Source organism: Streptomyces sp. NPDC048825, assembly GCF_043198355.1.
Lineage (GTDB): Bacteria > Actinomycetota > Actinomycetes > Streptomycetales > Streptomycetaceae > Streptomyces > Streptomyces xiangluensis.
In genome coordinates, this window is sequence record NZ_JBICUR010000001.1 from 955,771 (window position 1) to 978,751 (window position 22,981).

Consider the following 22,981-nt stretch of genomic DNA (forward strand, 5'->3'; position numbering starts at 1 on the left):
CCCCGAAGGGGCGCGGGGCTGTATCAATTTGCGGCTCCGCCGCGTGGGCGCGACCAGCCACAACGGCCCCGCACCCAACAAACCACAGGAAGTTCCCCGCCCAACCCAGTGGAACGCCTACGCGTCCTTGAGTTCCTGCCGCTGCCTCCCCAGCCCCCCGATCTCCAGCTCCACCACGTCCCCCGCCCGCAGGAACGGCTTGGGCTCCGGCTGCCCCATCGCCACCCCCGCCGGCGTACCCGTATTGATGACGTCCCCGGGGTAAAGCGTCATGAACTGGCTTACGTAGCGCACTACTTCGGCCACGGGAAAGATCTGGTCGGCCGTGTTGCCGTCCTGCTTCAGCTCGCCGTTGACCCACAGCTTCAGCGACAGCTGCTGCGGATCCGGCACCTCGTCCGCCGTCACGAGCCACGGCCCGAGCGGGTTGAACGTCTCGCAGTTCTTGCCCTTGTCCCAGGTGCCGCCCCGCTCGATCTGGAAGGCGCGCTCGGAGACGTCGTGCGCCACCGCGTACCCGGCGACATGCGCGAGCGCCTCCTCGTGCGAGCCGAGATAGCGCGCCGTACGCCCGATGACGACGGCCAGCTCGACCTCCCAGTCGGTCTTCTCGGAGCCGCGCGGCACGAGCACGGTGTCGTACGGCCCGACGACCGTGTCAGCCGCCTTGAAGAAGATGACCGGCTCGGCGGGCGGCTCGGCACCGGTCTCGGTGGCGTGGTCGTGGTAGTTGAGGCCGATGCAGACGACCTTGCCGATCCGGGCGAGCGGCGGCCCGACCCGCAGCCCCGTCGCGTCCAGCGCGGGCAACTCCCCCGCCTCGGCCGCGCTCCGGATCCGGCCCAGCGCCGCATCGTCGGCGAGCAGCGCCCCGTCGATGTCCGAGACGACGCCCGACAGATCCCGCAGGACCCCCTCGGCGTCGAGCAGCGCGGGCCGCTCCGCTCCAGCCGTACCGACTCGCAGCAGCTTCATGATCCCTGTCTCCCTCGATCGCGGGTCCCCACCGACGGGCAGGGCCCAGGCCAAGACACAGGGCACGCGGCACAGCCATCGGAGGACTGGTCGATCCTCCAAGCTGTACGTCCACTCCGCAAGACCCGGTTCACCACCTGGACTTTCACCCGGCGGCAGCCGCCAACGGCGAGGCCCCCGGCATGTCCCGGTACAGCACAGCCCGCTCGACGGCACTCCACGTCGTACTGGTCACCACGTACAACGCGGCGGCCAGCGGCACGACGGCGACCGTGAACAGCGTCATGAACGACATCAGCGGCATGAACTTCAGGACCGCCCCCATCCCCGGCACCTGCTGCTCACCACTCCCCGAAGCCGCCACCCCGCTGGTGGCCATCTGCCGCTTCGTACGCCGGTAGTTGAAGGTGGCGACCCCGGCGACGACCACGAACAGCCCGAGATAGACCAGCCCCTGCGCCCCGAACACTCCGCCCTCGCCGAGCGCGTCCATCCACCGCCCGCCGAGCGGCGCAGCGAACAGCTTGTGCGCGAGCAGGGCGTTCGCCTCGCCGCCGATCGTGGAGTTCGAGAACAGGTGGTAGAGCAGGAAGAAGGCCGGCAACTGAAACAGACTCGGCAGACAGCCGGACAGCGGCGAGACCTTCTCCTTCGCATGCAGCTCCATGACGGCCTTCTGGAGCTTCTCAGGGTTCTTCCCATGCTTCTTCCGCAGCGCGGCGATCTGCGGCTGCAGCCTGGCACGTTCCCGCTGCCCCCGCGCCGCGGCCCGCGACAAGGGGTGCACGAGGAGTCGTACGAACGCGGTGAACACAACGATCGCCGCAGCCGCCGCGGACGCCTGGAACAACGGCTCGAGGAGATCGGCCAGCCCTTCGACGAGGCTGGCGAAAAGGGACATGAAGGCGGACATGGGTGAGCCCTCCGGGGGTCTCGTCGTACCGGGAGATGAGAGATCTGAGATCTGGATCCGGGACCTGGATCTGGGACCTGGATCAGGGACCTGGGATCTACGTCGGTATGACGGCCCGAGGGGAGGGCTGCTGCGTGCTGTTTCTGTTTCCGATGTCCCCTACGCGGCCGTCAGGAGGAGACGGCCGGGTGCTCGAGGACGCGTACGCCCGGAGGCGTCGGGATCGCGTTGCGGCAGGAACGCCGTACGCCGCTCACGGTCGCGGATGGCCGTACGCACCCGCGTACGGGGCACGGCGGGCGCGAGCCGCGAGGCGATGACGGAACAGACGGCGAGCGCGGATCCGGCCGCGGCGGTCGCGGCGAACGCGACGGCGCCGACGAGGCTGCCGGAGTCGAGGAGCGCCACCTCGACTAGGAGGAGGAAGAGGAAGGCGAGGGGCCGCAGCCTGGCGGCGACGGGCGTACCCATCAGCTGTCCTCCCTTCCTCACGTCGTTACGCGTGCTGCCTCATCCTAACTGGGCCGCCGCATCGGGTTAATCGGGTTGACGAGGCCGCATGGAGGCGAGCTTCCCCCAGACGACGAGGCGGTACTTGGAGGTGTACTCCGGGGTGCAGGTGGTGAGGGTGAGGTAGTAGCCGGGGTCGGAGTAGCCGTACCGCGGGTGGACGAGGCTGCGCGGGACCTCGCGGATCACCCCGCCGTCGCGCGGGGCGGTCTGCGGCAGGGTCCGGTCGACGACGTACGTATAACCGGCCGTACGGGTCTCGACCTCGATCCGGTCCCCTTCCCGCAGCCGGTTGATGTACCGGAAGGGCTCCCCGTGCGTGTTCCGGTGCCCCGCGACCGCGAAGTTGCCGGCCTGGCCGGGCTGGGCGGTGTCCGGGTAGTGGCCGACGTACCCCTTGTTGAGGACCTTCGGCTTGCTGATGCCTTCCGCGACGGGGACGCGGAGCCCGAGGCGGGGGATGGTGAGGATGGCGTACGCCTGATCCCAGCGGGGTTGCTGAACGGGGGTGGTGGGATTGGCTGGGGAGCCGGGTCGCCGGCCGGAGCGGGAGGACTCGCCGGCACCGCTTGAGCCGCTGGAACTGCCAGGACCGCTGGAGTCGCCGCCCGCCTCGGGAGGATCACCGCCACCGACCCCGGAATGACTGCCGCCCTCCCACTCCCTCTCCAGGGCCTGGACCTTCCTCTCGGCACCCTCCCGGGCCTGCCGATTGGTCCACCACAGCTGATGGACGACGAGGAGCATGAGGACGACACCGAGGGTGACGAGAAGCTCGGCACCGTTCCAGAGGACGCGCGCCGCCAGGGCACGCCGCCGCAGACTCCGCCGACTGGTGACGGGAACCCGCATGCGTACGCCTCCTGCCCCACGCGACCTGCCCTTTCACTGCGGGCGCACGATAAGGGCTGCGGCCTCAACTCACCATCCCCATAAGCGCGATGAGAGCTTAGGCTCGCTGCTCATGAGTGCGTACTGGCTCCTGGCCCTGATCCCGTTCCTCGGCGGGCTCGCCCTGAGCGGGCAGCAGGGCATGCTGGCGGTCACCGAACGCTTCCTGCGCCGCGCCGCGCGCCGCGTCGAAGGCACGGTCACCGGCCACGTGACCTCCCGCGAGGCGACGTACGCCGCCGTGCACCCCGTCGTCCGCTGGACGGACGACGACGGCGTCGAGTACGAACGCGCCGTCCCCGACACGGTCAGCGCCCAACGCATCCGCGAGGGCCTCCGCGTGCGCCTCCTCGTCATGCCGGGTGCCCCCGACACGGTGGTTCTGGACTCGCCGCACCGCTACAAAGCGGCGATGTTCGGCGTATGGCTGGGGGTGGTGCTGTGGGTCGGCGCGCTGACCGCGGTGCTGGTCCGCATCGCGACGCTGTTGCCCTCTTCCTGCGACCGCTACTGCTGAACGGCCCTGGCATGCACATCTCTCTTGTTCGTACGGCGACGGCAGTACCGTGTCCCCCATGCGCCCCGACACGCCTGCCGAGTACGTCGACCACAACGCCGAAGCAGCACGCCTTGAGCGGACCGCCGGCCTCTACCCCGAGGACGCAGAGCACCTGCTGCTGCAGGCCGCGGCCCACCTGGAACTGGCCGACGAACGCCCCCGGGCCACGACCCTCTACGACCGCCTGCTGTCGTCGACCTCGCTGGAGAACCCCCATCTCGTACGGGCCCTCAAGGCGGCCAACCTCTGGGAGTACGGCCACGAGGCGGAAGCGAGAGCAATCATCGACGGAGTACGAGCCGCTTCCCCCCGCGACCCGGCCCCCTGGGTGATCGTGGCGGAGTCGCTGGAGGCGCACGACGAGCTGGAGGCGGCGCAGGAGACGTTCACGGAGGGCGCGACGCTGTTGCTGACCGACGTAACGGACCCCCCGTACGCCACCCACCCCCTCCTCTTCGGCCGCCACCGAGTCCGCCGCATGCTGGGCATGCCCCACGACGCCTGGGACACCCGCGCGGACACCCTCCACAAGGCCCCGGTGTCCTTGGACGAACTCCACGACCCGAAGCGGGTGTGGTCCCTGGGCTCCGACAACCCGGCAGAACTCCAGGCAGAGATCGCCCGCCTCCAGTCGGAACTGACGACCGCGAGGGAGGCCCTCTCCCGCCCGTTCCCCGTGGCGATACTGCACTGGCCGGCGGACGAACTGGCCGAACTGGTCGCCGCGTACCCGTCGTTGGAGCCGGAGTACCCGTCGCATGAGGAGCACCTGGCGACGATAGAGACGTCGCTGAGGGAGCTGGCGGCTTCGGGGACTGGGAACTTGGGGATAGTGCCGGGGACGGTGCCGTCGTACGAGGCTTTCGCGGCATCGGAGCTGGCGTCGCCTGCGGACGCGTCGCTGCTGCCGCAGTATGCGACGACGCTGGCGGCTCGGGGGCGGGCTGTGGCTTGGCCGCCGGAGCGGGGTGGGGCTTGTTGGTGTGGGTCGGGGCGGGTTTATGAGGGGTGCCACGGGGTCGGCGCCTGACGGGAGCGCCACGGGGGCGCCGACGGGCAGGAGCAGTGCCACAGGGGCGCACGACGGGCAAGGGCGCCGCGGGGACGCGGCTGACAGGGGGAGCTCGACGTGGATCAACCTTGGCTCACCTTCGAGTTCCTCTTGGCCGCACTCCTGCTGGGCTTCGGCGTCTTCGTCCTGCGTATCGCTCTCCGAGAACGCCGGGCCCTGGCCCGCCTCGGCGTCCGGGGCGTCCGCACATCGGGCGAGGTGGTACGTGGAGAGCGCCGCGAGGGCGACACCGTCCACCCGCCCCAGGTCCGCTACAAGGCCCCACCCATCGACCACCCGAACGCCCCCGCCGAACAGACCTACCGCCGCACCCCGCTCAACGCCGAGCAGCACCCCCTCCAACGCGGCGTCCCGGTCACCCTCCGCTACGACCCGAGAGACCCACGCCGCATCGTGGTGATCCGAACGGACAGCGGAGCCCCGGGAACCATCTCCTACTCCGCAACGGCCCACTTGATCTGGGCCATTTTCTTCCTCCTGTTCGGAGCGGTGGTGGCAGCGGTGGCCTTCTCGGACCTCGTCTGAGGGCTCAGCGACGCCTGTCGCCTGATGATGCTGGGTCAGGACAACGCCGTGCCGAGACGGCGGAGACGACGCTGAGTGAAGGTTGCTGCCACTGCCGACGACTCACTCAGCAGCACGCAGCACCGTGACCACCCACGTGTCGAGAACCACGACGCCCCCGAACCACAGCGCAAGGCCGCGATGCCCGATCGCCGCCAGGGCCACCACAGCGGCACCGAACACCAGCGCCTTAACAGCAAGCACGCCAACCAGGGGCAGGCTGAATGAAGCTCCGGGCGCGGCGAACGCCCCCCACACCACAGCGGCAAGCAGCGGAGCACCAAGGCCCAGGGCTACGGACGCCAGCCGGGAGACGGGCTGAGTGAACCCCCACCAAGCCAGGGCCACGAGCGCGGCGACTTCGAGAGCGAAGGCGAGCGCTTCGGCGGTCCAGGCGAGCGGGGTGGGGATCGTCATAGAGGTTGGCCTCCTTGGCCAGTCACGCTCGAGATGCGACACCCCAGTCTTGGTTCCGCTCCCACGCCTCGTCTGCCTGCCCGCGAGTGACGCACGTGACTCACGAATGTGGTAGAGCTTGGCCTGGTCGCCCAGGAGCAGACCGCCGAGGACGCCGGCACAATACATCCGTGTCTGAAGCCGTTCCCTCTTCTCCCGCCGTCTCAGCCCGCATGAGTCGCCAGAACTCCCGGAATACAACGCCGGAGATCGCGGTTCGGCGCCTCCTGCACGCCTCAGGCCTGCGCTACCGCGTGAATGTGCAGGTGCCCGGCATGCCGCGCCGCACCATCGACATCGTCTTCACCAAGGCCAAGATCGCGATCTTCCTGGATGATTGCTTCTGGCACGGCTGCCCCGAACATGCGACACAGCCGAAGGCGAACGCGGAATGGTGGCGCGCCAAGCTCGACAGGAACGTCGCCCGTGATCTCGAAACGACCGAGCACCTGACCGCGGCAGGGTGGACGGTGCTGCGCTTTTGGGAGCACGAGTCCGCCGAAAACGTCGCTCGTCGCATCACTGCTTCCGTCACGTCCAAACCAGCGTCCCCCGACAGACCCTGACCGAATGCTGGTCCCAGCCCTAAGCCTCGTTGGGACCATCCTCTTTCTGCCAATGCTCGCGGTGATAGTGCGTATAGTTGGGATGCACCTTGTGGGTTCGGTGCTTCTTGAGCGTCGGTCGTAGGTTCACGCCGAACAACCCCGCACGCATAACGATCGACCAATTGTCCTTTATGACTACTGCACCGATGTCGAGCAGTACGTGGCAATTAGGACAGAGACACAGGACGTTCGGCTCAACGTCCGGTCCGAAGTGCGGCTTCCCAAGGGGCTTGATGTGAGCACCTTCGCTGTAAGGCTTGCCATCCGGTCCCATCAAACGCAGGCCGCAGATTTGGCACTCATGGTCGTACAGCTTCTTGACACGCCTGATCAGCCCGCTGTCTCTAACTTGACGCTGCACCCACGAGGAGCGCACGGCGGGGTACTTCTCGGCCTCTTCCTCCCGCCGCTCTTCCTCCTCCTTCAGCACCTCGACAGCGTGACGTTCCAGGCCAGTCACTTCTTGGAGAGATTCAGGAAGTCGCTCCAGGTCGAACTGGCAAATTTTGACCTCTGAACCGTCCGGCGCTGGAGACTTGGCAATGGCTATACGGATAGCGGTGATCTCATACAGGCCGTCGTATCGGTAACCCTTTCCTGGCGAGTACCGCTTGTCTCCCTCGTAGCCGCGAACGACACGTATGAAGTGACCTCGCTCATAGCTCAACTTCAGGGCAGCGTTATCCCGGTACTCCCAGGACTGACTGCTCTTGAGCTTCGTAACGCCGCCTTCTGTGTACTTGTCCTTATCTGACGAGGCTCCCGTGTATCGGACCGAGTACCACTCGTCATCGTCGTCTTCGTAGCCTCCATTGAGCACGATGGCGTCAGAAACCCAACTGCCATCTTTGTCCTTGATCCGCGAGATACCTCGTTGCAGGTCACCATGGAGCCGGGTATCGAACAGCTCCCTCCGCCCCTTGAAGAAGCTTCCGGGTCCGACACCCTCGACATAACCGATCACACGTTCGTTCCCCATGCGACCACACTGGATCGCAGCCGATCATCCATGTCAACTCTTTTGCCTACTCCATCGATTCGTGGACCATTTTTGATCGATCCATGCCAGTTCGGCCGTCGATTGTCAGTGGCAGCTGCTACAACCGACACGTTGCTGTACGTGAGTCGAGGGAGCCAGCGTGACCCAGCCAGGGGATCTGTCACAGCCCGTCGCGGGCCTGTATGAGGAGCTCATCACGCTGCGGTGCGAGCAGAAGTTGAAGGAGCTCGCAGACCTCGGGTGGCAGCCGGTCAGCGACGCAGTTGGAGCTGAATCAGTTCCGCACGTTCTGGCGCGATATGTCGCCCGGACGGTACGACGTGTACTGCTGGGCCTACCGGCCGAGGAGCGGGTATACGCGGCCAACCACATCCTGGAGTCAATCAGCACCCTGGAAGGCGCACAGGAGTGGGTTGATCTGGTGGCAGACGGGCCCCGCCACCTCCTTGCGCTGACACGACAGGAGGCTCCCGGCGTCTTCTCCGTACGACCGGGTATCCCACTCTCCGACACTGCGCTCATCACCAACGCGCCAGAAGACCCCAGCCTCGGCTTCGAGTTGCGCGCCGAACTCGCCACGCAGACCGCGTCGATCTGCTCTGCGCCTTCGTGAAGTGGCACGGGCTGCGCATCATCGAGCAGTCCTTGCAGGCAGCTCATGCGCGAGACGTGCCCATACGCGTCATCACGACGACGTATATCGGCGCGACCGAGCGACGCGCGCTGGATCGGTTGGTGCAGGAGTTCAACGCCGAGGTCAAGGTCAACTACGAGACACGGTCGACACGGCTGCATGCGAAGGCGTGGCTGTTCCGTCGGAAGAGTGGTTACGACACGGCGTACGTCGGCAGCTCCAACCTCTCCAAGGCTGCACTGCTCGATGGCCTGGAGTGGAACGTTCGGCTGTCTTCCATCGCGACGCCTGACGTACTACGGAAGTTCGAGGCGACCTTCGAGGCGTACTGGAGCGATCCGTCCTTCGAGTTGTACGACCCTGAGACTGACGGCAGCCGTCTACAGGAGGCGTTGGCGATCGCCGGAGGTGTCTCCTCGACGTCCGCGGCGGAGCGCAGGATCACGTTGTCCGGCCTTGAGGTACGGCCGTATCCGCACCAGCGCGACATGTTGGAACGGTTGGAAGTCGAGCGTGAGATCCACGACCGGCATCGGAATCTGTTGGTGGCGGCGACCGGTACCGGTAAGACAGTGATGGCGGGGCTCGACTACAAGCAGCTGCGTAAGAAGCACGGCCGAGACCTGCGGCTGCTGTTCGTGGCGCACCGCAAGGAGATTTTGCAGCAGTCCCTGCGGACCTACCAAGACGTCTTGGTTGACCCGAACTTCGGCGAATCCCTCCACAGCGGAGAGATCCCGGAGCGCTGGACGCATGTCTTCGCCAGTGTCCAGTCGCTGAACGCTCGGGCGCTGGACCGGATCGCCCCTGATCACTTCGATGTGATTGTGATCGACGAGTTCCACCATGGAACCTCACCGACGTATCGAAAGATCCTCGACCACTTCAAGCCGCTGGAGCTGCTGGGTCTCACCGCCACTCCCGAGCGCATGGACGGCAAGAGCATCCAGGACGAGTTCTTCGATGGTCGGATCGCCGCCGAAATGCGACTATGGGAAGCACTGGAGAACGAACTCCTCAGTCCGTTCCACTACTTCGGCATCAGCGACAACACCGACCTGAGCACTGTGGAGTGGAAGCGAGGAGCGTACGACGCAAATGCCCTGAACGATGCGCTGTCCGATAACGGACCGCGTGCTCGATTGGTCGTGAAGGCCGTTGAGGAAAAGGTCGCCGAACCAGCCACCATGCGAGCGCTGGGCTTCTGCGTGTCGGTCGTACACGCGCACTTCATGGCGAAGACCTTCCGCACCGCCGGCCTCAACGCCATTGCTCTGTCCGGCAAGACGCCAGGTAACCAACGTGAGCAGGCACTCGCTGACCTCAAGTCAGGAGCACTGCAAATCATCTTCTCGGTCGACCTCTTCAACGAGGGGCTCGACATCCCAGACGTCGACACCTTGCTCCTGCTCCGACCCACGTCCAGCGCGACCGTGTTCCTCCAGCAGCTCGGCCGCGGCCTCCGTCGCACCGAGGACAAGGCCGTGCTGACCGTGCTGGACTTCATTGGCCAGCATCGCAAGGAGTTCCGTTTCGAGAACCAGTTCCGCGCTCTGACGAATCTGACCCGCAACAGGCTCCTGGACCACATCAAGCATGACTTCCCACAGCTGCCGTCCGGCTGCGAGATCATCCTTGAGGAGAAAGTCAAGAAGACCATCATCGCCAACATCAAGGAGCAGATCGGCGTCAACGTCACGGCGTTGACGCGCGAGGTAGCCGACTACGCCGAGCCAGAGCTCAGTCGCTATCTCCACGAGAGTGGCCGCGAGCTCAAAGAGCTCTACAAAGGCAGTGGCAACTCGTGGACCGGACTGCTCCGCCGTTCCAGCCTGTTGAAAGGTGAGGCACCGGAAGGTGAAGCCGCGCTGCTCAAGCGCGTTCCCGCCTTCCTCCACGTGGACGATCCACTGCGGGTAGCGGCGTACACACGGATGTTGGAAGACGACGCCCCGCCCTACAACGCGCTCGACGAGCAGGGACAGGCCTATGCCCGCATGCTCTTCTTCCAGCTGTGGCCGCTCGGTGGCGTCACCCGCAAGGGCTTCGCGAACTACGACGCCGGATTTGCAACGCTGCGCAAGCATCACGCCGTACGCAGTGAGCTGCGCCAGGTACTGGAGTACAACCTCGCCCACACTGAGCACGTCCCGATCCCGCTCCTCGGGATTGGCGACCAAAACGGTGTCCCGCTCACTGTGCACGCCTCGTACAGTCGCGAAGAGATCCTCCCCGCCCTTGGCCAGTCCTACATCGGCGGCTTCATGCCGGGCGACTTCCGCGAGGGTGTGAAGTGGTGTGAGTCGGTCAAGACCGACGCCCTCCTCATCACGCTAGAGAAGGATGAGAAAGACTTCTCTCCGCAGACCCGCTATCACGACTACGCACAGAGCGAGACCGTCTTCCATTGGGAGTCCCAGAACCAGACGTCGGAAACCTCCCCGACCGGCCTCCGCTACCAGCATCACGCTGCTGAGGGCAGTCACGTCCTGCTCTTCGTACGCCGTTACAAGAGCACTGATATCGGAGGAGCTCAGCCGTGGATGCTGCTCGGTCCGGCCGAGTACGACGGCCACACGGGGAGCAAGCCGATGGCGATCACGTGGAAGCTGAAGCACGAGATCCCAGCGGATGTCTGGACGTACTCGGCGATCGTGGCGGGGTGACTCTCACACTGATTCGCCCGCGATGCCGACTTCAGCCTCGAAGTGCATCTGGGCCCGGTCGAGCGCTTCATCCGCATCGCGGCCATGCGCCCGAAGCCAGTGCAGGAGGTCGGCGATGGCATCGATCGCTGCCTCCTCTGCCGTAGCCGAATTCAGCCGACTTGGGCCTGCCGTCGTGTGCAGCGGCATTGCTACACGATAGAGATCGAGCACTTCCTCGGCTCTTGCTACACGAGGACTTCCGCTGTGCCCCTTGGGCGTAGTCAGGTTGGTAGAGAGCTCACACCATGTCACCTTTCGATCAGCCAGGAGCTGGACGCCCCAGCGGTCGGCGATGGCGTCGATGAGTGACATACCCCGTCCTGCCTCGGCATCGAGGTCCGGACCGAGGAGTGTCGGAAGGGCTCGAGAGTCGGGGTCGTGGACCTCGATACGTAGATGAGTGCCGCTCATAGAGACGGCGAGGGTGGTCGGAGTGCCGGGACCAACGTGCGCAATGACGTTGGACACCAGCTCGCTGACGCAGAGTTGGGCTACGTCGATGACCTCGTGCAAACCCCATAGCCCCAGGTGCACCTTCATGATGCGGCGCAGACCTGAGACTTCCTCGGGCTCGGCCGCGAAGGGGAGGTCCCACGGTTTCCTCGGCAAGCCGACGGTGCAATCCATCGTTCAACTCCTCGGCGTAATGTCGAATTGCGGTACGCAATCGACTGCACACTGAGGGTTGCACTGGAACTCTCAAAATGGAACTCTCATCCTTCGTCGATGGGAGCACGGCTGCTATCCGCGCGCCCCCGGCGCGCACCACCTTGCCGTTGCGGTTAAGCAACCTCGACGATCTGACAGATCGACATGAAGGGCCTTGGACATGGCAGTCGGACCCACCACCCGCAGGCGCCAGTTGGGGGCCGACCTGCGCCGCCTCCGCGAGCTCAAAGGCCTCACCTTGGAGGAAGCAGGCGCGCACGTCGGCATCTCGAAGGCGACGCTGAGCCGCTACGAGACCAAGGAGGGCTCGGTCAAGTGGCCTGCTGTGGACGCCCTTTGTCGTGAGTATGGCGCCTCGGACGAGGAACGACTTGCCTTGGTCGAGCTGGCGAAGGGTGCCAAGATCCAAGGTTGGTGGCGGTCACTCGCCGACCCCATCCCCGAGTCGATGAACCTCATGCTCACACTCGAAGACGAGGTGGTGCGGGAGGATCACTACGCCTGCATGTACATCCCTGGTCTCCTCCAGACCCGCGCCTACGCCGAGGCCGTTCACCGCGCCTCGGAGATGCGGTGTCCCGAGAGGGAGGTGCAGCACATGGTCGACATCCGCATGAAGCGACAGGAGCTCCTTCAACGGGAGGATCCACCGCACGTCTGGTGCGTAATCGACGAGGCGGCGATCCGGCGCACAGTCGGCGGGCACGAGGTCATGAGCGAGCAACTGCGGCACCTGCAGACCCTGTCGGAGCTCCCCCATGTGACCGTTCAAGTCCTGCCGTTCTCAACCGGAGCTCATGCAGCGGCAGTTGGAAGCTTCGTCGTCCTGGGAGGCCAGACTCCCGAGCTGGATGTGGTGTATGTGGACATCCTCGGCGGGGGGCTCTTCATGGAGAAGCCCGAGGAACTGGAGCGTTATAGGTTGGCGTTCCAATACCTCCGCGCACAGGCACTCGACCTCGAGTCCTCTGCGACGCTGATCCACCGCATAAGCCAGGAGTCGTGATGGCCGTACGGTCCGAGCCCCACTGGTTCAAGTCCTCGTACAGCGGTGGCAGCGGTACCGAGTGTGTGGAGTGCGCTCACGCCTTGGACGGTGCCCTCGTACGCGATTCCAAGAACGCCAGTGGACCTGTAATCGCCGTCCGCGCGCACGCGTGGCAGGCCTTCATACGGGCTTTGAGGACGGCGAAGCCGGGGTGCTGACGACGGCTCGGGGGGGGGAGGAGATCAAGTGCTGCCCTCCCAAGGGTTGGACATGGAGGCTTCCTCATCCTTGATCCACCACATCCGCAAGGAGCTGTAAATGCCCAGGGAGCTTCTGTGAGCCTAGAGCTGCGGCACTACACCAACATCGAGCCCGTACGGCAGATGATCGTGGACATCCATGTCGAAGTCCGCCAGCGCGACTTGGGCCTCACCGCGCCCTTCTACTCCGCCGAACGCTTCAACGAGCGTCTGACAAGCCACAGGTCGACACCGGGCTGGGAAGCGGTCATCGCCTACGACGGGACCGAGCCCGCCGGTTTCGCGTACGCCACCCCGCTCGGCACCAACACCCGATGGTGGACAGCCATGACCACCCCGCTGCCCGACGGATACACGGTCGAGACGGGCAAGCGCACGCTCGCGCTGAACGAGATCGTCGTCCGGCGTCCGTGGCGCGGCACCGGCCTCGCCCACCGTATCCACGAGGAACTCCTGGCGGGCAGAGGCGAAGAGCGGGTCACACTGCTGGTCAACCCGAAGGCGGGAGACGGCAAGGTCCAGGCCGTTTACGAGCGTTGGGGATACGAGAAGCTCGGTGAGCAGCAGCCGTTCCCCGACTCCCCCGTGTTCGCCGCGATGATGCGCGATCCGTTGCAGCAGGCGTGACCGTCACGGGCGAACCTTGTGGCTCGATACAGTCGTGTCCATGGCAAATCCTTGGCTACGGGCGATCGAGGCGGGCGGGCGCACGGTGGACAACCCGACCGAGGAGGAACTTCACGATCTGCTGGCAGACATGAACCTGCGCCCTCGCTTCGTGATCCTTGGCAGACTCGGCCTCGAACCTGCAAATCAGCACTACATGCAGGCTTACCTGAACGACGACATGAGCTACCAGGTCGAGTACCGCGAAGGCAGTGCAGACAAGCACTACCAGGCCCATGTCCCGAAGCCGCCCGACATGATCGGTCCGGAACCCATCGCAAAGCTGATGGTTGATTGGGCGCATGATCGCCAGGGATGGCGTGAGGTACTCAAGTGGGTTCCCAAGCCACTGTGACGTCGCTTCTGGACGACCGCCTCATGGTGTTCCACCACGTCGACGGGAATGGCGAACTGTAGCGGTCCGGCGAAAATCTAGCTCAGCACAGGCGGCGCCCCATCTTCGCCGCCTGCCGCTCATAGCCCTTGGTCGCCCACCACTCGTCCAGGAGGCTGCGGACCAAGGAGGCCAGCATGTCCAGTCGACCAGGCTCGGGCGCAGGCGAGGTGAATACGTCCACGAAGGACTTGTCGCTCCACGGCAGCACGACTTCCCACCGTTCTTCCGGGTGATTCGGCTGCGCGATATCGAGCTGGTACGTCATCGTCACGCTGCGATCGTGGTGGTGGTCGATCTGCAAGTCGCGGACGTTGAATCTCGTGCTTCCTTGGGTAAACGAGCGGGCGAGCACCAGTTCCGCTGGAGACCGTGCCGGCATGAGCTTTTCCCCTTCACTTCACCCTAGGAGCGCGATTGACGGGATCGTTGTGCGGGTCATTCTCAGGCCGCTGACCCGCACAACTTTGTCCGTAGTCTTAGTCTTAGCAGCGCGATGCGGAACTGGCTGTGACCTTGTATGCGGTGCGGACGTCGTTTCCGCCCGCGGGGGTTCCTATGAGCACACGGAACGTTTCCCGGCTGCACGGCGGCAAAGTCCAGAGGGAGAAGCTGCTGGGGACGTAGACCCGCTTCCCGTTGGCGATGGTATTGCTGATCTTGTTGTCGAACCTAGTGCTCCACCGGTGTCGGATGTGCTTCCATCCCCACGTGCTGGTCCCGCACCGGAGCGTGTACCGGCTAACACCACGGTAGTACTCTCGCACTACGTAGTTCCTGCCGTGATTCCTGCACTTCGCGGCGACACTGTCCGCGCTCGCCACGCTGGCTGTCTGCCGCGATACGTCGTGGCCGCCCTGGGCGGTGGCGCCGGATGCGGCGCCTGATGTTGCCACGAGAGCGACGGCGAAGATGCCGGTTGCAGCAGCCTTGCCGGTACGGCTGGCGGTCTTCATTAATGATTCCCCCTCTGCTTTGCTGGCTATCAGGCCTGAGCCCTCCCTTGAGGCGCACATCGTCCTGTCGTGCCGGTGCTAGACCAGGGGCTGTGAGTGCTTTTCCCATGGTCATTGAGAGCTACAGGTGAGGAGTTGAGGGCCGCACGTGGTCGATCGCGCGAAAGTTCCCCCGATCCCCGCTTCGTTGGTGAGCCTAGGGGGTTCATATTCCTGTCAGGAAGCCATTTCCCGTATGAGTCAGTGGCAGGAAGCGATTGATGGACGGTGGGTAATCGTCTCCCCCCGGTCTCACGTAGGCCAGATGATGGTAGAACTGGCATTCCGCCCACGCTGTCATCACAAGCCGTGCAGATGTGATTTGGGACACGAACCTGCGGAGGATCCGCCAGGCTTTCAGCCGTGCCATGCCGCCGCGGTGTATCCACCCGGCGTCGGCGGCGGCTCTGGACATCGATGTTGCTGCATGGTGCGGGCTGGGTGCTGGTGGGTTCCGAACTCGGTGGTGAAGCGGGGTTGTTGGCGCTCTCTGACACGGCAGCTGTAAGTCTGATCGCTGATGCGTTGTGACTGAGCGCCACGGTTTTGGCCGCGCTTGCGTGACGACTACGCCAGAAGCACACCGCGCACTACGTCGCCCGGCTGTCACTGATGAACGGGTGACGACCAGGTGCCCTTTCCAGTTGACCCGTTAGCTCCTGCGCCCGGCCGCCTTCGCCTGGCCGCGCGCCCAACCCGCGACAGTCGCGCCGATGGCGGCGGCGACAACGTAGACGGTGATGCTGACTGCGAATCCGCCTGGTAACCAGCCGAGTAGGCCGGCGTTGTCGTGGTCGACGAGCTGGCGGATCGCTCCCTGTCCCCCAAGGACGAGGAGAGCCATACCGAGGATTTGCAGAACGTCGTACTTCACGTGATGCCCTCCGGTGCTCAAGACGTTGCTGCCACGGCAGAAGCACCGGGGAGGACGGTGGTGAACCAGGTGTAAACGGGGGCGAGTGTGGGGGATGCAGGCCATCCATTGATCGTCGCCAGGAGCCGCCAATAGCGCGCCGTGTGCGGGTCGGTGGTCATCTGCAGGCGGGCAAGGAGCCATCGGCGCAGATCGCCGTCGCCGGCGAGCTCGAATGCATGGCCGTAGAGGCCGCCCAGTGAGTCGGCAAGGGGGGCGGTTTGGGCGGAGGCCGGGAGGATGCCGACGGATACGGCTTCGTCGATACGTTCACGTATCGCTTGGTTGAGACCGTCGTGCAGATTGCTGACGTCCTGCTGGGAAGGCTCTTCCGCCTGGTTCTCAGCGATGCGTCGCACCACCGTACGGAAGTCTGCGTTCTGGCAAAGTTCGGCGAGTTCCACCCAGGCCCCGACCTGTTCAGGCGTGGGATCGTCGGGGAGTTCGGGCATGGCGGATCGCATCAGGGTCACGAACTCGGGGTTGGCATCAAGGTCCCGGAAGGTGTCGTCGATGAAGTCCGCGACCAGTCGGCGTCGTTCGGCCCGGGAGAGCGTGGTGAGTCGGTGCATGAGGTCGATCTCCATGGTGGTGGGGCCGCGCCTGGCGACTGCGCGTAGTACTGCCCGGCGCAGGCGGAGGGTCTGGATCTGTACGTCCAGGGCGTTGGCGTGTGCTTCCGCGACTTCCGGTATGGACAACTCCCGGTCCAGGACCTTGCGCACGGTCGCCAGGTCGAACCCGAGATCACGCAGCGTGCGGGCCAGTTCCAGGCGTGCGAGTGCGTCGAGGCCGTATAGCCGGTAGCCCGTCGGGGTCCGATCGGTCGGCGGGACGATGCCCTGATCGGAGTAGAACCGGATGGTCTTCACCGTCAGACCGGTTTGGCGGGATAGTTCTCCGATGGAATAGAGGCTGTCGCTGTCCATGCACCCAGCTTGAGGTCTCCCCCCACAGGAGACTCAACCGATGCCGGTTGAGACCGCGCTTCCATGAAGGGTCGCCTGAACATCCGGGCACGTGTGTGGTGTGCTCGATCACCGCTGTCTCGTCCCGGCGTCGGAACGTGCCGTCGCGCGGCGAAGTGGTTGTCCGTATTGATGCTGGGGTTGGGTGGGTTCCGACGCCACCGCAGAGTCTTTGACGCTGACCGCAGGCTGTACGGCAGGGCAGACCGGTTCGGCGGCATGGTCCCGCCTGACGCCGCGGTGGCGATCGGCCACCGCGGCGGGGCCTGCAGCGGTCAGGCGGTCAGGCGGTCAGGCGGTCAGGCCGAGGGTGGCCAGCCGCGACGGGTCGGTGAGGATGTCCAGTTCGGTGATTCGGCCGTTCCGGATGGTGAACGACATGACCGACAGCGGACGGCCTTCGGCGAACGACACCACCCCGGGCGTGCCGTTGACCAGCACCAGGCGGACGTCAGCCGCGAAGCGGGCGAAGGTGATCGCCTGGGACGCCACGTCGGCCGCGCCGCGCCGCAGAACGCTCGGGACGAGCGTGCCGCCGTCGGAGCGTGCCACCACCTCGGGGTCGAGGACGGCCAGCAGCGCCTCGAAGTCACCGCCACGGGAGGCGGTCAGGAACGCGTTCACGACCTCGCGCTTGCGAGTGATGTCCGCGTCGGCGGACGGGGCGGCGCCCTGGACGCGGCGGCGGGCGCGGCTGGCGAGCTGCCGGGTGGAGGCGGAGTTCCGGCCGAGGACGGGCGCGATCTCGTCGAAGGGCACGTCGAACATGTCGTGCAGAACGAAGGCCAGCCGCTCGGCCGGGGACAGGGTCTCCAGCACGACCATGAGCGCGATGCCGACCGAGTCCGCAACCAGGATCTCCTGCTCGGGGTTGCTCGTGGCGAGGCCGCTGACGACCGGGTCCGGCAGCCGGGCCTTGCCCTCCTGCTCGGGGAGCGGGTCCTCACGGCGCGAGGTACGGGAGCGCAGCATGTCCAGGCAGACCCGGCCGACGACTGTGGTGAGCCAGGCCCCGAGGTTCTTCACGTCGCTCACGTCAGTGCGGCTGAGCTTCAGCCACGCCTCTTGGACGGCGTCCTCGGCCTCGGCGAGCGACCCGAGCATCCGGTAGGCCACCGAGCGCAGTTGGGGACGCTCCGCCTCGAAGCGCTCGGCCAGAAGAATTTCTTCGCTCACCTGTCACATCCTCGCGTCGGGGTCCGTCGGTCCAGTGACGGACGCTCACCGATGAAGAGGAAACACCATGTCGAACGCCAGCATCACGACCACTGCCCGCATGAAGAACCCCGCGATGGTTCTGCCGGACGCCATGAAGGGCATCCAGAACATCTACAAGGCCATGTACCAGGGCGGCGTCGCGCCGCAGATCCTGGAGCTGGTCCACCTGCGGGCCAGCCAGATCAACGGCTGCAGCGCCTGTGTGTTCGCGGGTGTAGCGGGCGCCAAGAAGCACGGCGAGACCGACGAGCGGCTGCACGCGGTGGCCGCCTGGCGCGAGGCCCCGTTCTTCACCGACGAGGAGCGCGCCGCCCTGGCCCTGACCGAGGCTGCCACCCGGATCGCCGACCGCTCCGGAAAGGCCGTCCCCGACGCGATCTGGGACGAGGCGGCGGACCACTTCAACGGCGAGCAGCTCTCCGCGATCATCCTGATGATCGGCCTCACCAACTTCTTCAACCGCATCAACGCGACGATCGAGGAGCCGGCCGGCGCATCCTGGAACTGACGGGTCTGCGCGGCCACGCGGTCCAGCAGCACGGTCCCGACCGCGTTGTCGTGCAGGCCGACGCGCGTACGACCACAGTGACGACCAGGCCGAGCACGTCGACTGCGATCCCGCGCTTGTGCCCGGGGACCTTCTTGGCCGCGTCCCTCCCGGCGTCGCGGCCGGGATGTTCACGGCGGCGTGCACGCTCTGGGTGTCCAGCACCACCAGGCCACTGCGGATCTTGTGCGCCACTCCGTGTACATCGACGTGTACATCGACTCTGCGTGCAGCGACTGGGCGACCAAGGCATGTACCGGCGGATCACACGTCCTTGTCGGGCGCCATGGGGGAGCCTGCATCATGAGCGTGTGACCAAATTTGATGAAGCCCAGTCTCTGTCACCTGCCGATGCGGGCGCGTTGCTTGCGCTGGCTGATGGCCACCATGCCCGCACCGTGCGCCCGCTGGGCAGCCCTGAGATCGCCGGGCACGTGGTGAAGTCTTATGCGATCGAGGCGCCTGGGCGGTCTGTGACGGACCAGGACTCACAGGCCGCGCTGCGGATCGCGGCCGATCACCTGTCGTCGGCTTATCTGCGGGGCTCCGTTGGGCTTTCCGTGCTGCTGCTGCACGCCGGAGGCGACGGCGACTACGTACTGGTGCACACATGGATCGAGGGGTACATGTCCGACCTCGCCGTCTTCACCGGGCCGGCCGGGGACATCAGCGGGCTGCGGCCCGGCCGGTCGGGTCTTGCGCCTTGCGTGTGGGAAGCGGCGGTACTGGCCTACGAACGGGACGCGTTCAGTCGGCATGTGCTGGATGGGGACGGCGCTCTCGAAGAGCGGCTGGCCGCATGGCGCGGCGACATGCTGGAAGGAGAGGTTCGTTGACGGGCGCCGCGGTGCCGCGGGTGCGGCATGCGCGCCCCGCCGATCTGCCGCACATCGCCCTGCTGGCGGCCGAACACGCCGCGTACGAGAAGGCGGTGCCGCCGGCTGCCGACCTGCCCCAGCGGCTGGAGACACTGCTCTTCGGTCCGGCGGCTCCGCGCCTGTGCTGCTTCATCGCGGAGCTGGGCGACGGCGAGATCATCGGATACGCCTCGTGCGCGCCCGAGTTGTCCACATGGGACGGTGCGGAGTACCTCCACATGGACTGCCTGTTCCTACGAGACGGCCACCGGGGCCTGGGCGTCGGCCCGATGCTGGTGGATGCCGTGCTGGCCGAAGCACGTGCACGGGGACTCAGCCAAGTCCAGTGGCAGACTCCACCATGGAACAAGGACGCGATCAGGTTCTATGACCGGCTGGGTGCCCAAGCGAAGGAAAAACGCCGCTACTTCCTGTCCGTCGACTGAGGTTCGGTCAGTTGCAGCAGTCGCAGCCGGGACGGCAGCCGCACGCGTCGCTCGTCTCCTTGGTGGCGGCCGGGACCGTTGCGGTGGAGGGGGCGCAACAGCCCTTGCCCTGCCAGGCGTCGCGGCCTTCCTTGATGGCTATGGCGGCTATGACGAGGGCGGCGATGGGGTCGGCCCAGGACCAGCCGAGCGTGGCGTTGAGGACCAGGCCGACCAGGAGTACAGCCGAGAGGTACGTGCACAGCAGCGTCTGCTTGGAGTCGGCGACCGCGCTGGCGGAGCCCAGTTCGCGGCCCGCGCGGCGCTGGGCGGCGGACAGGAACGGCATGACCGCGAGGGAGAGAGCGGCCAGCACAATGCCAGGGATGGAGCGTTCGGCCTCGCCGGTGCCTGCCAGGGCGCGTACGGCGTCAACGGTGACGTAGGCGGCGAGCGCGAAGAACGACACCGCAATGATCCGCAGGGTCGTCCTCTCGCGGGCCTCGCGTCCGGCGTGCTCGCGGGCGGAGAACTGCCAGGCGACGGCGGCGGCCGAGGAGACCTCGATGACGGAGTCGAGGCCGAAGCCGATCAGGGCGGTGGACGAAGCGAGGGTGCCGGCGGTGATGGCGACGATCGCCTCGATCACGTTGTAGGTGATGGTCGCCGCGACCAGCAGACGTATCCGACGGGCGAGCACGTCACGGCGGGCCGGGGGTGGGCCGAGGGATATCGCGGTCATCAGCAGCACCCCTTTTCGTCAGCGTCGACACAGGTGCGGTCGGTCTCGACGGCCACCACGGCGGTGCGCAGGTCATCCAGCGCGTGGCCGAGGCGCTCGTCGGCGAGCTCGTAGCGGGTGCGGCGACCGTCGGGCACGGCGACGACCAGGCCGCAGTCGCGCAGGCACGCGAGGTGGTTGGACAGCCGGGTCCGCGAGATGCCGAGGGCGTCGGCGAGGTCTGCGGGGTAGGCCGGGGCATCGCGCAGGACAAGCAGGACACGGCAGCGGATCGGGTCGGCGAGCGCGCGGCCGAACCGGGCCAGCACGTCGATGTCGGAGGCAACAGTCAGCACATCACGACAGTACACGCAATCCTGAATTCAGGAAATCGTGGACTCGCAGCCCGACTCAAGCGAGCAGATGTTCGTCGGCGCTTGCCAGTCGGCTACACCTCGGCCTATGTCTGGATCCATCGCCTCAGCGCCCCGACCGTATCCTCCGGCGTCGTGTTGAAGCACAGCCGGATCCCGGGCGCCGCCTCGGTGAGGACGTTGACCAGCCGCTCGAAGAGGAGGGTGTTCTCCGGCAGCATCCGTACGCCACCGCCGATCATCGCCAAGCCGAACGCATGCTCCTGGAGCTGCTCCCGGACGGTCTCCTCGGCACGGTCCGGAGAGAGGTCGATCAGGCACACAACAGCGTCGAACCCCGCTTCGCGCAGCGCCGCGTTCGCCTCATCGATCCGGGCAGTGAACACCGCCTCGTCGACGCCGTCAGGCATCCGGCTGTAGTCGAGCGCCCTCGGATGCAGCCCGATGGAAAGTACCTTCGTGTCGCCCGGCAGCGGAGTCGAGGTCGTCGGTCGGCCCATGGGCGGTGCCCTCTCTGCTTGCGTCACGGTGATCTTCCCGGTGTATCACGGAAGTTGGGCAGAACCACCGGACCCTCTGGGATCGATCCCGGGCGGCCGAAGGGATGATGCGAGCGACACCTGGGGTATGGGGCGCCGAATCCGGCCATTCTCGGCTCGGCTACTCTCGGCGCCACTGACGTCCACTCTGCGATCCGGGCAAGCCGCGACCGGAATCGTCACCCGGGAGACGCCGACGCATGAGTACGCCGACATCGCCACCTGGAGCGGAGCGGACTGACGGATCATCCGTCCAGATCGGCGCTCTCGTTCCGTTGACTCGGCCCGGCTGGGTCGAGGCAGGCCAACACCTCCTCGCTGGGCTCGAGTTGGCCGTTCGCGAAGTCAATGACGCCGGAGGGATCGTCGGAAGGCCACTCGAGCTGGTGGTCCGGGACACCGCGGCTGATCCACAGAGGGCCGCGGCGGCCGTAGACGAGTTGGCCCGCCTGGGCGTGGCTGCCCTGGCGGGGGAGTATCACAGCGTCGTCGCTCGCGCCGCTGCCGCCAGGGCCGACGCCCTCGGCCTGCCGTTCCTCTGCTCGTCAGCGGTTCTCGACGCGCTCACCGAACAGCCGACGGAATGGGTCGCGCGCCTCTCCCCGCCGCAGTCCCGGGGCTGGCAGGTGTACGCAGACTTCCTCCTCGGCGCGGGCCACAGCCGAATCGCCGTAGCAGCCCAGCCGAGTGTCTACTGGGCATCTGGGACCCGCATTCTGCGGGACTACCTCACTCCACGGGGCGGCACCGTCATCGAACTCGACATGAGCGCGCTCACCCTCACGGCCGTGTGCGACGAACTCGTCGACAATCGCGCGACAGCCCTCCTTCTTCTGGTCGGCCACCCCGAGCCGGCCGTGCCGATCGTCAACTCTGTCCGCCGCGACCAGCGCCTCGCCGAGATCATGATCGGTGCTCCGGCCGGGCAACCGGAGTTCGCCGAATGGGCGACGCTGCTGGGCGACGACAGCGCCGGGATCCCGTTCTTGCGCTACCTGCCCGAGCGCCTCAGTCCACTCGGTACACGAGTCGAGACGGCCCTGCGTGAGCGGCTGGGCGAAGCGCCCTCCTTCGTCGCCTTCGAGGGCTACGACACGGTCGCCGTCCTCGCCGATGTGCTGCGTTCTCACGGCGCGGACCGGGCGCGCACTGCCGAATCCTGGCCGCGCGTTGCAATGGAAGGCACCCGCGGGCAGATCCAGTTCTCCCGCACGCCAGGCATCAGCGTTTGGCAATGGGCTGGAACGCCGGTCCAAGTCGTTGATCGAGATCCGGCGGAACCCGATCGCTTTCGGATCCTCCACGCCGGCTGAGAGCACGGAGGTCCGACTGCCCTGATCCCCCACCACCGCTGCCGCCGCCGTCGGCAAGGGAGCCAGTTGCCCGATTGCGTTCGGCTCCGCCTTCCTCAGCCGTTGTAGCGTCTTGACCTGCACGGACTGCCCTGTAGTCGGCGGAGCCACTTGAGTAGCGTCGCCGGCGGGTTATGGCGACTTGTAGCGAGTCATAGTGAGTTGGCCGTACGCAATACGCGCCCCCAACTGTACGTATCGCACG

At 66.1% G+C, this 22,981-nt stretch carries 27 protein-coding genes and 1 pseudogene; 13 read left to right on the forward strand and 15 right to left on the reverse strand.

The annotated features are described in order from the left end of the window. Positions 1–117 precede the first annotated feature (117 nt). The 4 genes from ACGFNK_RS04395 to ACGFNK_RS04410 all read right to left on the reverse strand — a co-directional run bounded on the left by ACGFNK_RS04395 (position 118) and on the right by ACGFNK_RS04410 (position 3,250). A complete protein-coding gene (locus ACGFNK_RS04395; protein WP_386352385.1) occupies positions 118–975 on the reverse strand; it encodes a fumarylacetoacetate hydrolase family protein in 858 nt (285 codons plus the stop codon). 145 nt (positions 976–1,120) lie between these two features. Next, positions 1,121–1,888 carry a YidC/Oxa1 family membrane protein insertase gene (locus ACGFNK_RS04400; protein ID WP_393411826.1) on the reverse strand — a complete coding sequence of 256 codons (768 nt, stop codon included), beginning with the start codon at positions 1,886–1,888 and terminating at the stop codon, positions 1,121–1,123. A 159-nt stretch (positions 1,889–2,047) separates the two neighbouring features. Continuing rightward, positions 2,048–2,359 (reverse strand): DUF6412 domain-containing protein, encoded by a 312-nt coding sequence (locus tag ACGFNK_RS04405; RefSeq protein ID WP_393411828.1) that lies wholly within the window; start codon positions 2,357–2,359, stop codon positions 2,048–2,050. Positions 2,360–2,425: 66 nt separating this feature from the next. Beyond that, entirely contained in the window at positions 2,426–3,250 is an 825-nt protein-coding gene (locus ACGFNK_RS04410; RefSeq protein WP_393411830.1) for a class E sortase, read from the reverse strand. Between the two features lie 112 nt (positions 3,251–3,362). Here ACGFNK_RS04410 and ACGFNK_RS04415 point away from each other — a divergent pair, with 112 nt between their 5' ends. The 3 genes from ACGFNK_RS04415 to ACGFNK_RS04425 all read left to right on the forward strand — a co-directional run bounded on the left by ACGFNK_RS04415 (position 3,363) and on the right by ACGFNK_RS04425 (position 5,445). Further along, entirely contained in the window at positions 3,363–3,806 is a 444-nt protein-coding gene (locus ACGFNK_RS04415) for a DUF3592 domain-containing protein (RefSeq protein WP_393411832.1), read from the forward strand. Between the two features lie 58 nt (positions 3,807–3,864). Next, positions 3,865–4,878 (forward strand): SEC-C domain-containing protein, encoded by a 1,014-nt coding sequence (locus tag ACGFNK_RS04420; RefSeq protein WP_393411834.1) that lies wholly within the window; start codon positions 3,865–3,867, stop codon positions 4,876–4,878. Positions 4,879–4,977: 99 nt separating this feature from the next. Beyond that, the gene (locus tag ACGFNK_RS04425; RefSeq protein WP_393411836.1) at positions 4,978–5,445 is read left to right on the forward strand and encodes a DUF3592 domain-containing protein; all 468 of its coding nucleotides are present in this window, start codon (positions 4,978–4,980) and stop codon (positions 5,443–5,445) included. 102 nt (positions 5,446–5,547) lie between these two features. On the opposite strand, the gene ACGFNK_RS04430 is transcribed toward ACGFNK_RS04425, so the two are convergent. Next, entirely contained in the window at positions 5,548–5,901 is a 354-nt protein-coding gene (locus ACGFNK_RS04430; RefSeq protein ID WP_393411837.1) for a YrdB family protein, read from the reverse strand. 212 nt (positions 5,902–6,113) lie between these two features. Between ACGFNK_RS04430 and ACGFNK_RS04435 the strand changes: the two genes are divergently transcribed. Then, positions 6,114–6,506: a very short patch repair endonuclease gene (locus tag ACGFNK_RS04435; protein ID WP_393412170.1), complete on the forward strand. Its 393-nt coding sequence runs from the start codon at positions 6,114–6,116 to the stop codon at positions 6,504–6,506. Positions 6,507–6,525: 19 nt separating this feature from the next. Here the strand turns inward: ACGFNK_RS04435 and ACGFNK_RS04440 are convergent, their stop codons facing one another. Next, positions 6,526–7,527 carry a YDG/SRA domain-containing protein gene (locus tag ACGFNK_RS04440; protein WP_393411839.1) on the reverse strand — a complete coding sequence of 334 codons (1,002 nt, stop codon included), beginning with the start codon at positions 7,525–7,527 and terminating at the stop codon, positions 6,526–6,528. Positions 7,528–7,687: 160 nt separating this feature from the next. Between ACGFNK_RS04440 and ACGFNK_RS04445 the strand changes: the two are divergent. Next, positions 7,688–10,848 (forward strand): annotated as a pseudogene (locus ACGFNK_RS04445) (DUF3427 domain-containing protein). A 3-nt stretch (positions 10,849–10,851) separates the two neighbouring features. Here ACGFNK_RS04445 and ACGFNK_RS04450 read toward each other — a convergent pair. Continuing rightward, positions 10,852–11,517 carry an ATP-binding protein gene (locus tag ACGFNK_RS04450; RefSeq protein ID WP_393411841.1) on the reverse strand — a complete coding sequence of 222 codons (666 nt, stop codon included), beginning with the start codon at positions 11,515–11,517 and terminating at the stop codon, positions 10,852–10,854. A gap of 202 nt (positions 11,518–11,719) precedes the next feature. Here ACGFNK_RS04450 and ACGFNK_RS04455 point away from each other — a divergent pair, with 202 nt between their 5' ends. The 4 genes from ACGFNK_RS04455 (at position 11,720) to ACGFNK_RS04470 (ending at position 13,828) form a co-directional block, all read left to right on the forward strand. After that, positions 11,720–12,565 carry a helix-turn-helix domain-containing protein gene (locus tag ACGFNK_RS04455; protein WP_393411843.1) on the forward strand — a complete coding sequence of 282 codons (846 nt, stop codon included), beginning with the start codon at positions 11,720–11,722 and terminating at the stop codon, positions 12,563–12,565. Next, complete coding sequence (locus ACGFNK_RS04460; RefSeq protein ID WP_393411845.1) at positions 12,565–12,765, forward strand: DUF397 domain-containing protein; 201 nt, start codon at positions 12,565–12,567, stop codon at positions 12,763–12,765. Before ACGFNK_RS04455 ends, ACGFNK_RS04460 begins: the two co-directional genes overlap by 1 nt. A gap of 117 nt (positions 12,766–12,882) precedes the next feature. Further along, positions 12,883–13,434, forward strand: coding sequence for a GNAT family N-acetyltransferase (locus tag ACGFNK_RS04465; protein WP_393411847.1), 552 nt, complete (start codon positions 12,883–12,885; stop codon positions 13,432–13,434). A 40-nt stretch (positions 13,435–13,474) separates the two neighbouring features. Beyond that, on the forward strand, positions 13,475–13,828 hold the full coding sequence (locus ACGFNK_RS04470) for a hypothetical protein (protein WP_393411849.1): 354 nt from the start codon (positions 13,475–13,477) through the stop codon (positions 13,826–13,828). Between the two features lie 82 nt (positions 13,829–13,910). Here ACGFNK_RS04470 and ACGFNK_RS04475 read toward each other — a convergent pair whose 3' ends face one another. The 5 genes from ACGFNK_RS04475 to ACGFNK_RS04495 all read right to left on the reverse strand — a co-directional run bounded on the left by ACGFNK_RS04475 (position 13,911) and on the right by ACGFNK_RS04495 (position 17,919). After that, positions 13,911–14,249 carry a hypothetical protein gene (locus ACGFNK_RS04475; protein ID WP_393411851.1) on the reverse strand — a complete coding sequence of 113 codons (339 nt, stop codon included), beginning with the start codon at positions 14,247–14,249 and terminating at the stop codon, positions 13,911–13,913. 103 nt (positions 14,250–14,352) lie between these two features. Then, positions 14,353–14,823 (reverse strand): hypothetical protein, encoded by a 471-nt coding sequence (locus ACGFNK_RS04480; protein ID WP_393411853.1) that lies wholly within the window; start codon positions 14,821–14,823, stop codon positions 14,353–14,355. A 691-nt stretch (positions 14,824–15,514) separates the two neighbouring features. After that, on the reverse strand, positions 15,515–15,736 hold the full coding sequence (locus tag ACGFNK_RS04485) for a hypothetical protein (RefSeq protein ID WP_393411855.1): 222 nt from the start codon (positions 15,734–15,736) through the stop codon (positions 15,515–15,517). 17 nt (positions 15,737–15,753) lie between these two features. Then, positions 15,754–16,704, reverse strand: coding sequence for a MerR family transcriptional regulator (locus tag ACGFNK_RS04490; protein WP_393411857.1), 951 nt, complete (start codon positions 16,702–16,704; stop codon positions 15,754–15,756). 330 nt (positions 16,705–17,034) lie between these two features. Then, positions 17,035–17,919, reverse strand: a complete 885-nt coding sequence (locus ACGFNK_RS04495; protein ID WP_393411859.1) for a sigma-70 family RNA polymerase sigma factor — start codon at positions 17,917–17,919, stop codon at positions 17,035–17,037. Between the two features lie 67 nt (positions 17,920–17,986). On the opposite strand from ACGFNK_RS04495, the gene ACGFNK_RS04500 reads away from it, so the two are divergent. The 3 genes from ACGFNK_RS04500 to ACGFNK_RS04510 all read left to right on the forward strand — a co-directional run bounded on the left by ACGFNK_RS04500 (position 17,987) and on the right by ACGFNK_RS04510 (position 19,811). After that, entirely contained in the window at positions 17,987–18,469 is a 483-nt protein-coding gene (locus ACGFNK_RS04500; RefSeq protein WP_386352316.1) for a carboxymuconolactone decarboxylase family protein, read from the forward strand. 350 nt (positions 18,470–18,819) lie between these two features. Next, positions 18,820–19,344 (forward strand): hypothetical protein, encoded by a 525-nt coding sequence (locus ACGFNK_RS04505; RefSeq protein ID WP_393411861.1) that lies wholly within the window; start codon positions 18,820–18,822, stop codon positions 19,342–19,344. After that, positions 19,341–19,811: a GNAT family N-acetyltransferase gene (locus ACGFNK_RS04510; protein WP_393411863.1), complete on the forward strand. Its 471-nt coding sequence runs from the start codon at positions 19,341–19,343 to the stop codon at positions 19,809–19,811. The genes ACGFNK_RS04505 and ACGFNK_RS04510 overlap by 4 nt, the downstream gene beginning before the upstream one ends. A 7-nt stretch (positions 19,812–19,818) precedes the next feature. On the opposite strand, the gene ACGFNK_RS04515 is transcribed toward ACGFNK_RS04510, so the two are convergent. The 3 genes from ACGFNK_RS04515 to ACGFNK_RS04525 all read right to left on the reverse strand — a co-directional run bounded on the left by ACGFNK_RS04515 (position 19,819) and on the right by ACGFNK_RS04525 (position 21,385). Further along, a complete protein-coding gene (locus ACGFNK_RS04515) occupies positions 19,819–20,532 on the reverse strand; it encodes a cation transporter (RefSeq protein WP_393411865.1) in 714 nt (237 codons plus the stop codon). After that, positions 20,532–20,867, reverse strand: a complete 336-nt coding sequence (locus tag ACGFNK_RS04520; RefSeq protein ID WP_393411867.1) for an ArsR/SmtB family transcription factor — start codon at positions 20,865–20,867, stop codon at positions 20,532–20,534. The genes ACGFNK_RS04515 and ACGFNK_RS04520 overlap by 1 nt, the downstream gene beginning before the upstream one ends. A 104-nt stretch (positions 20,868–20,971) precedes the next feature. Beyond that, positions 20,972–21,385 (reverse strand): hypothetical protein, encoded by a 414-nt coding sequence (locus ACGFNK_RS04525; protein ID WP_393411869.1) that lies wholly within the window; start codon positions 21,383–21,385, stop codon positions 20,972–20,974. A 239-nt stretch (positions 21,386–21,624) separates the two neighbouring features. On the opposite strand from ACGFNK_RS04525, the gene ACGFNK_RS04530 reads away from it, so the two are divergent. Continuing rightward, a complete protein-coding gene (locus tag ACGFNK_RS04530; RefSeq protein ID WP_393411871.1) occupies positions 21,625–22,737 on the forward strand; it encodes an ABC transporter substrate-binding protein in 1,113 nt (370 codons plus the stop codon). Positions 22,738–22,981: the final 244 nt, after the last annotated feature.

Excerpts from the sequence above, each read along its gene's own strand:
- ACGFNK_RS04460 (WP_393411845.1), top strand. The coding sequence starts at position 12,565 with ATGGCCGTACGGTCCGAGCCCCACTGGTTCAAGTCCTCGTACAGCGGT.
- ACGFNK_RS04430 (WP_393411837.1), bottom strand. The coding sequence starts at position 5,901 with ATGACGATCCCCACCCCGCTCGCCTGGACCGCCGAAGCGCTCGCCTTC.
- ACGFNK_RS04410 (WP_393411830.1), bottom strand. The coding sequence starts at position 3,250 with ATGCGGGTTCCCGTCACCAGTCGGCGGAGTCTGCGGCGGCGTGCCCTG.
- ACGFNK_RS04530 (WP_393411871.1), top strand. The coding sequence starts at position 21,625 with ATGAGTACGCCGACATCGCCACCTGGAGCGGAGCGGACTGACGGATCA.
- ACGFNK_RS04420 (WP_393411834.1), top strand. The coding sequence starts at position 3,865 with ATGCGCCCCGACACGCCTGCCGAGTACGTCGACCACAACGCCGAAGCA.
- ACGFNK_RS04455 (WP_393411843.1), top strand. The coding sequence starts at position 11,720 with ATGGCAGTCGGACCCACCACCCGCAGGCGCCAGTTGGGGGCCGACCTG.
- ACGFNK_RS04470 (WP_393411849.1), top strand. The coding sequence starts at position 13,475 with ATGGCAAATCCTTGGCTACGGGCGATCGAGGCGGGCGGGCGCACGGTG.
- ACGFNK_RS04480 (WP_393411853.1), bottom strand. The coding sequence starts at position 14,823 with ATGAAGACCGCCAGCCGTACCGGCAAGGCTGCTGCAACCGGCATCTTC.
- ACGFNK_RS04405 (WP_393411828.1), bottom strand. The coding sequence starts at position 2,359 with ATGGGTACGCCCGTCGCCGCCAGGCTGCGGCCCCTCGCCTTCCTCTTC.
- ACGFNK_RS04490 (WP_393411857.1), bottom strand. The coding sequence starts at position 16,704 with ATGGACAGCGACAGCCTCTATTCCATCGGAGAACTATCCCGCCAAACC.
- ACGFNK_RS04400 (WP_393411826.1), bottom strand. The coding sequence starts at position 1,888 with ATGTCCGCCTTCATGTCCCTTTTCGCCAGCCTCGTCGAAGGGCTGGCC.
- ACGFNK_RS04500 (WP_386352316.1), top strand. The coding sequence starts at position 17,987 with ATGTCGAACGCCAGCATCACGACCACTGCCCGCATGAAGAACCCCGCG.
- ACGFNK_RS04525 (WP_393411869.1), bottom strand. The coding sequence starts at position 21,385 with ATGGGCCGACCGACGACCTCGACTCCGCTGCCGGGCGACACGAAGGTA.
- ACGFNK_RS04440 (WP_393411839.1), bottom strand. The coding sequence starts at position 7,527 with ATGGGGAACGAACGTGTGATCGGTTATGTCGAGGGTGTCGGACCCGGA.
- ACGFNK_RS04475 (WP_393411851.1), bottom strand. The coding sequence starts at position 14,249 with ATGCCGGCACGGTCTCCAGCGGAACTGGTGCTCGCCCGCTCGTTTACC.
- ACGFNK_RS04415 (WP_393411832.1), top strand. The coding sequence starts at position 3,363 with ATGAGTGCGTACTGGCTCCTGGCCCTGATCCCGTTCCTCGGCGGGCTC.
- ACGFNK_RS04450 (WP_393411841.1), bottom strand. The coding sequence starts at position 11,517 with ATGGATTGCACCGTCGGCTTGCCGAGGAAACCGTGGGACCTCCCCTTC.
- ACGFNK_RS04515 (WP_393411865.1), bottom strand. The coding sequence starts at position 20,532 with ATGACCGCGATATCCCTCGGCCCACCCCCGGCCCGCCGTGACGTGCTC.
- ACGFNK_RS04435 (WP_393412170.1), top strand. The coding sequence starts at position 6,114 with ATGAGTCGCCAGAACTCCCGGAATACAACGCCGGAGATCGCGGTTCGG.
- ACGFNK_RS04395 (WP_386352385.1), bottom strand. The coding sequence starts at position 975 with ATGAAGCTGCTGCGAGTCGGTACGGCTGGAGCGGAGCGGCCCGCGCTG.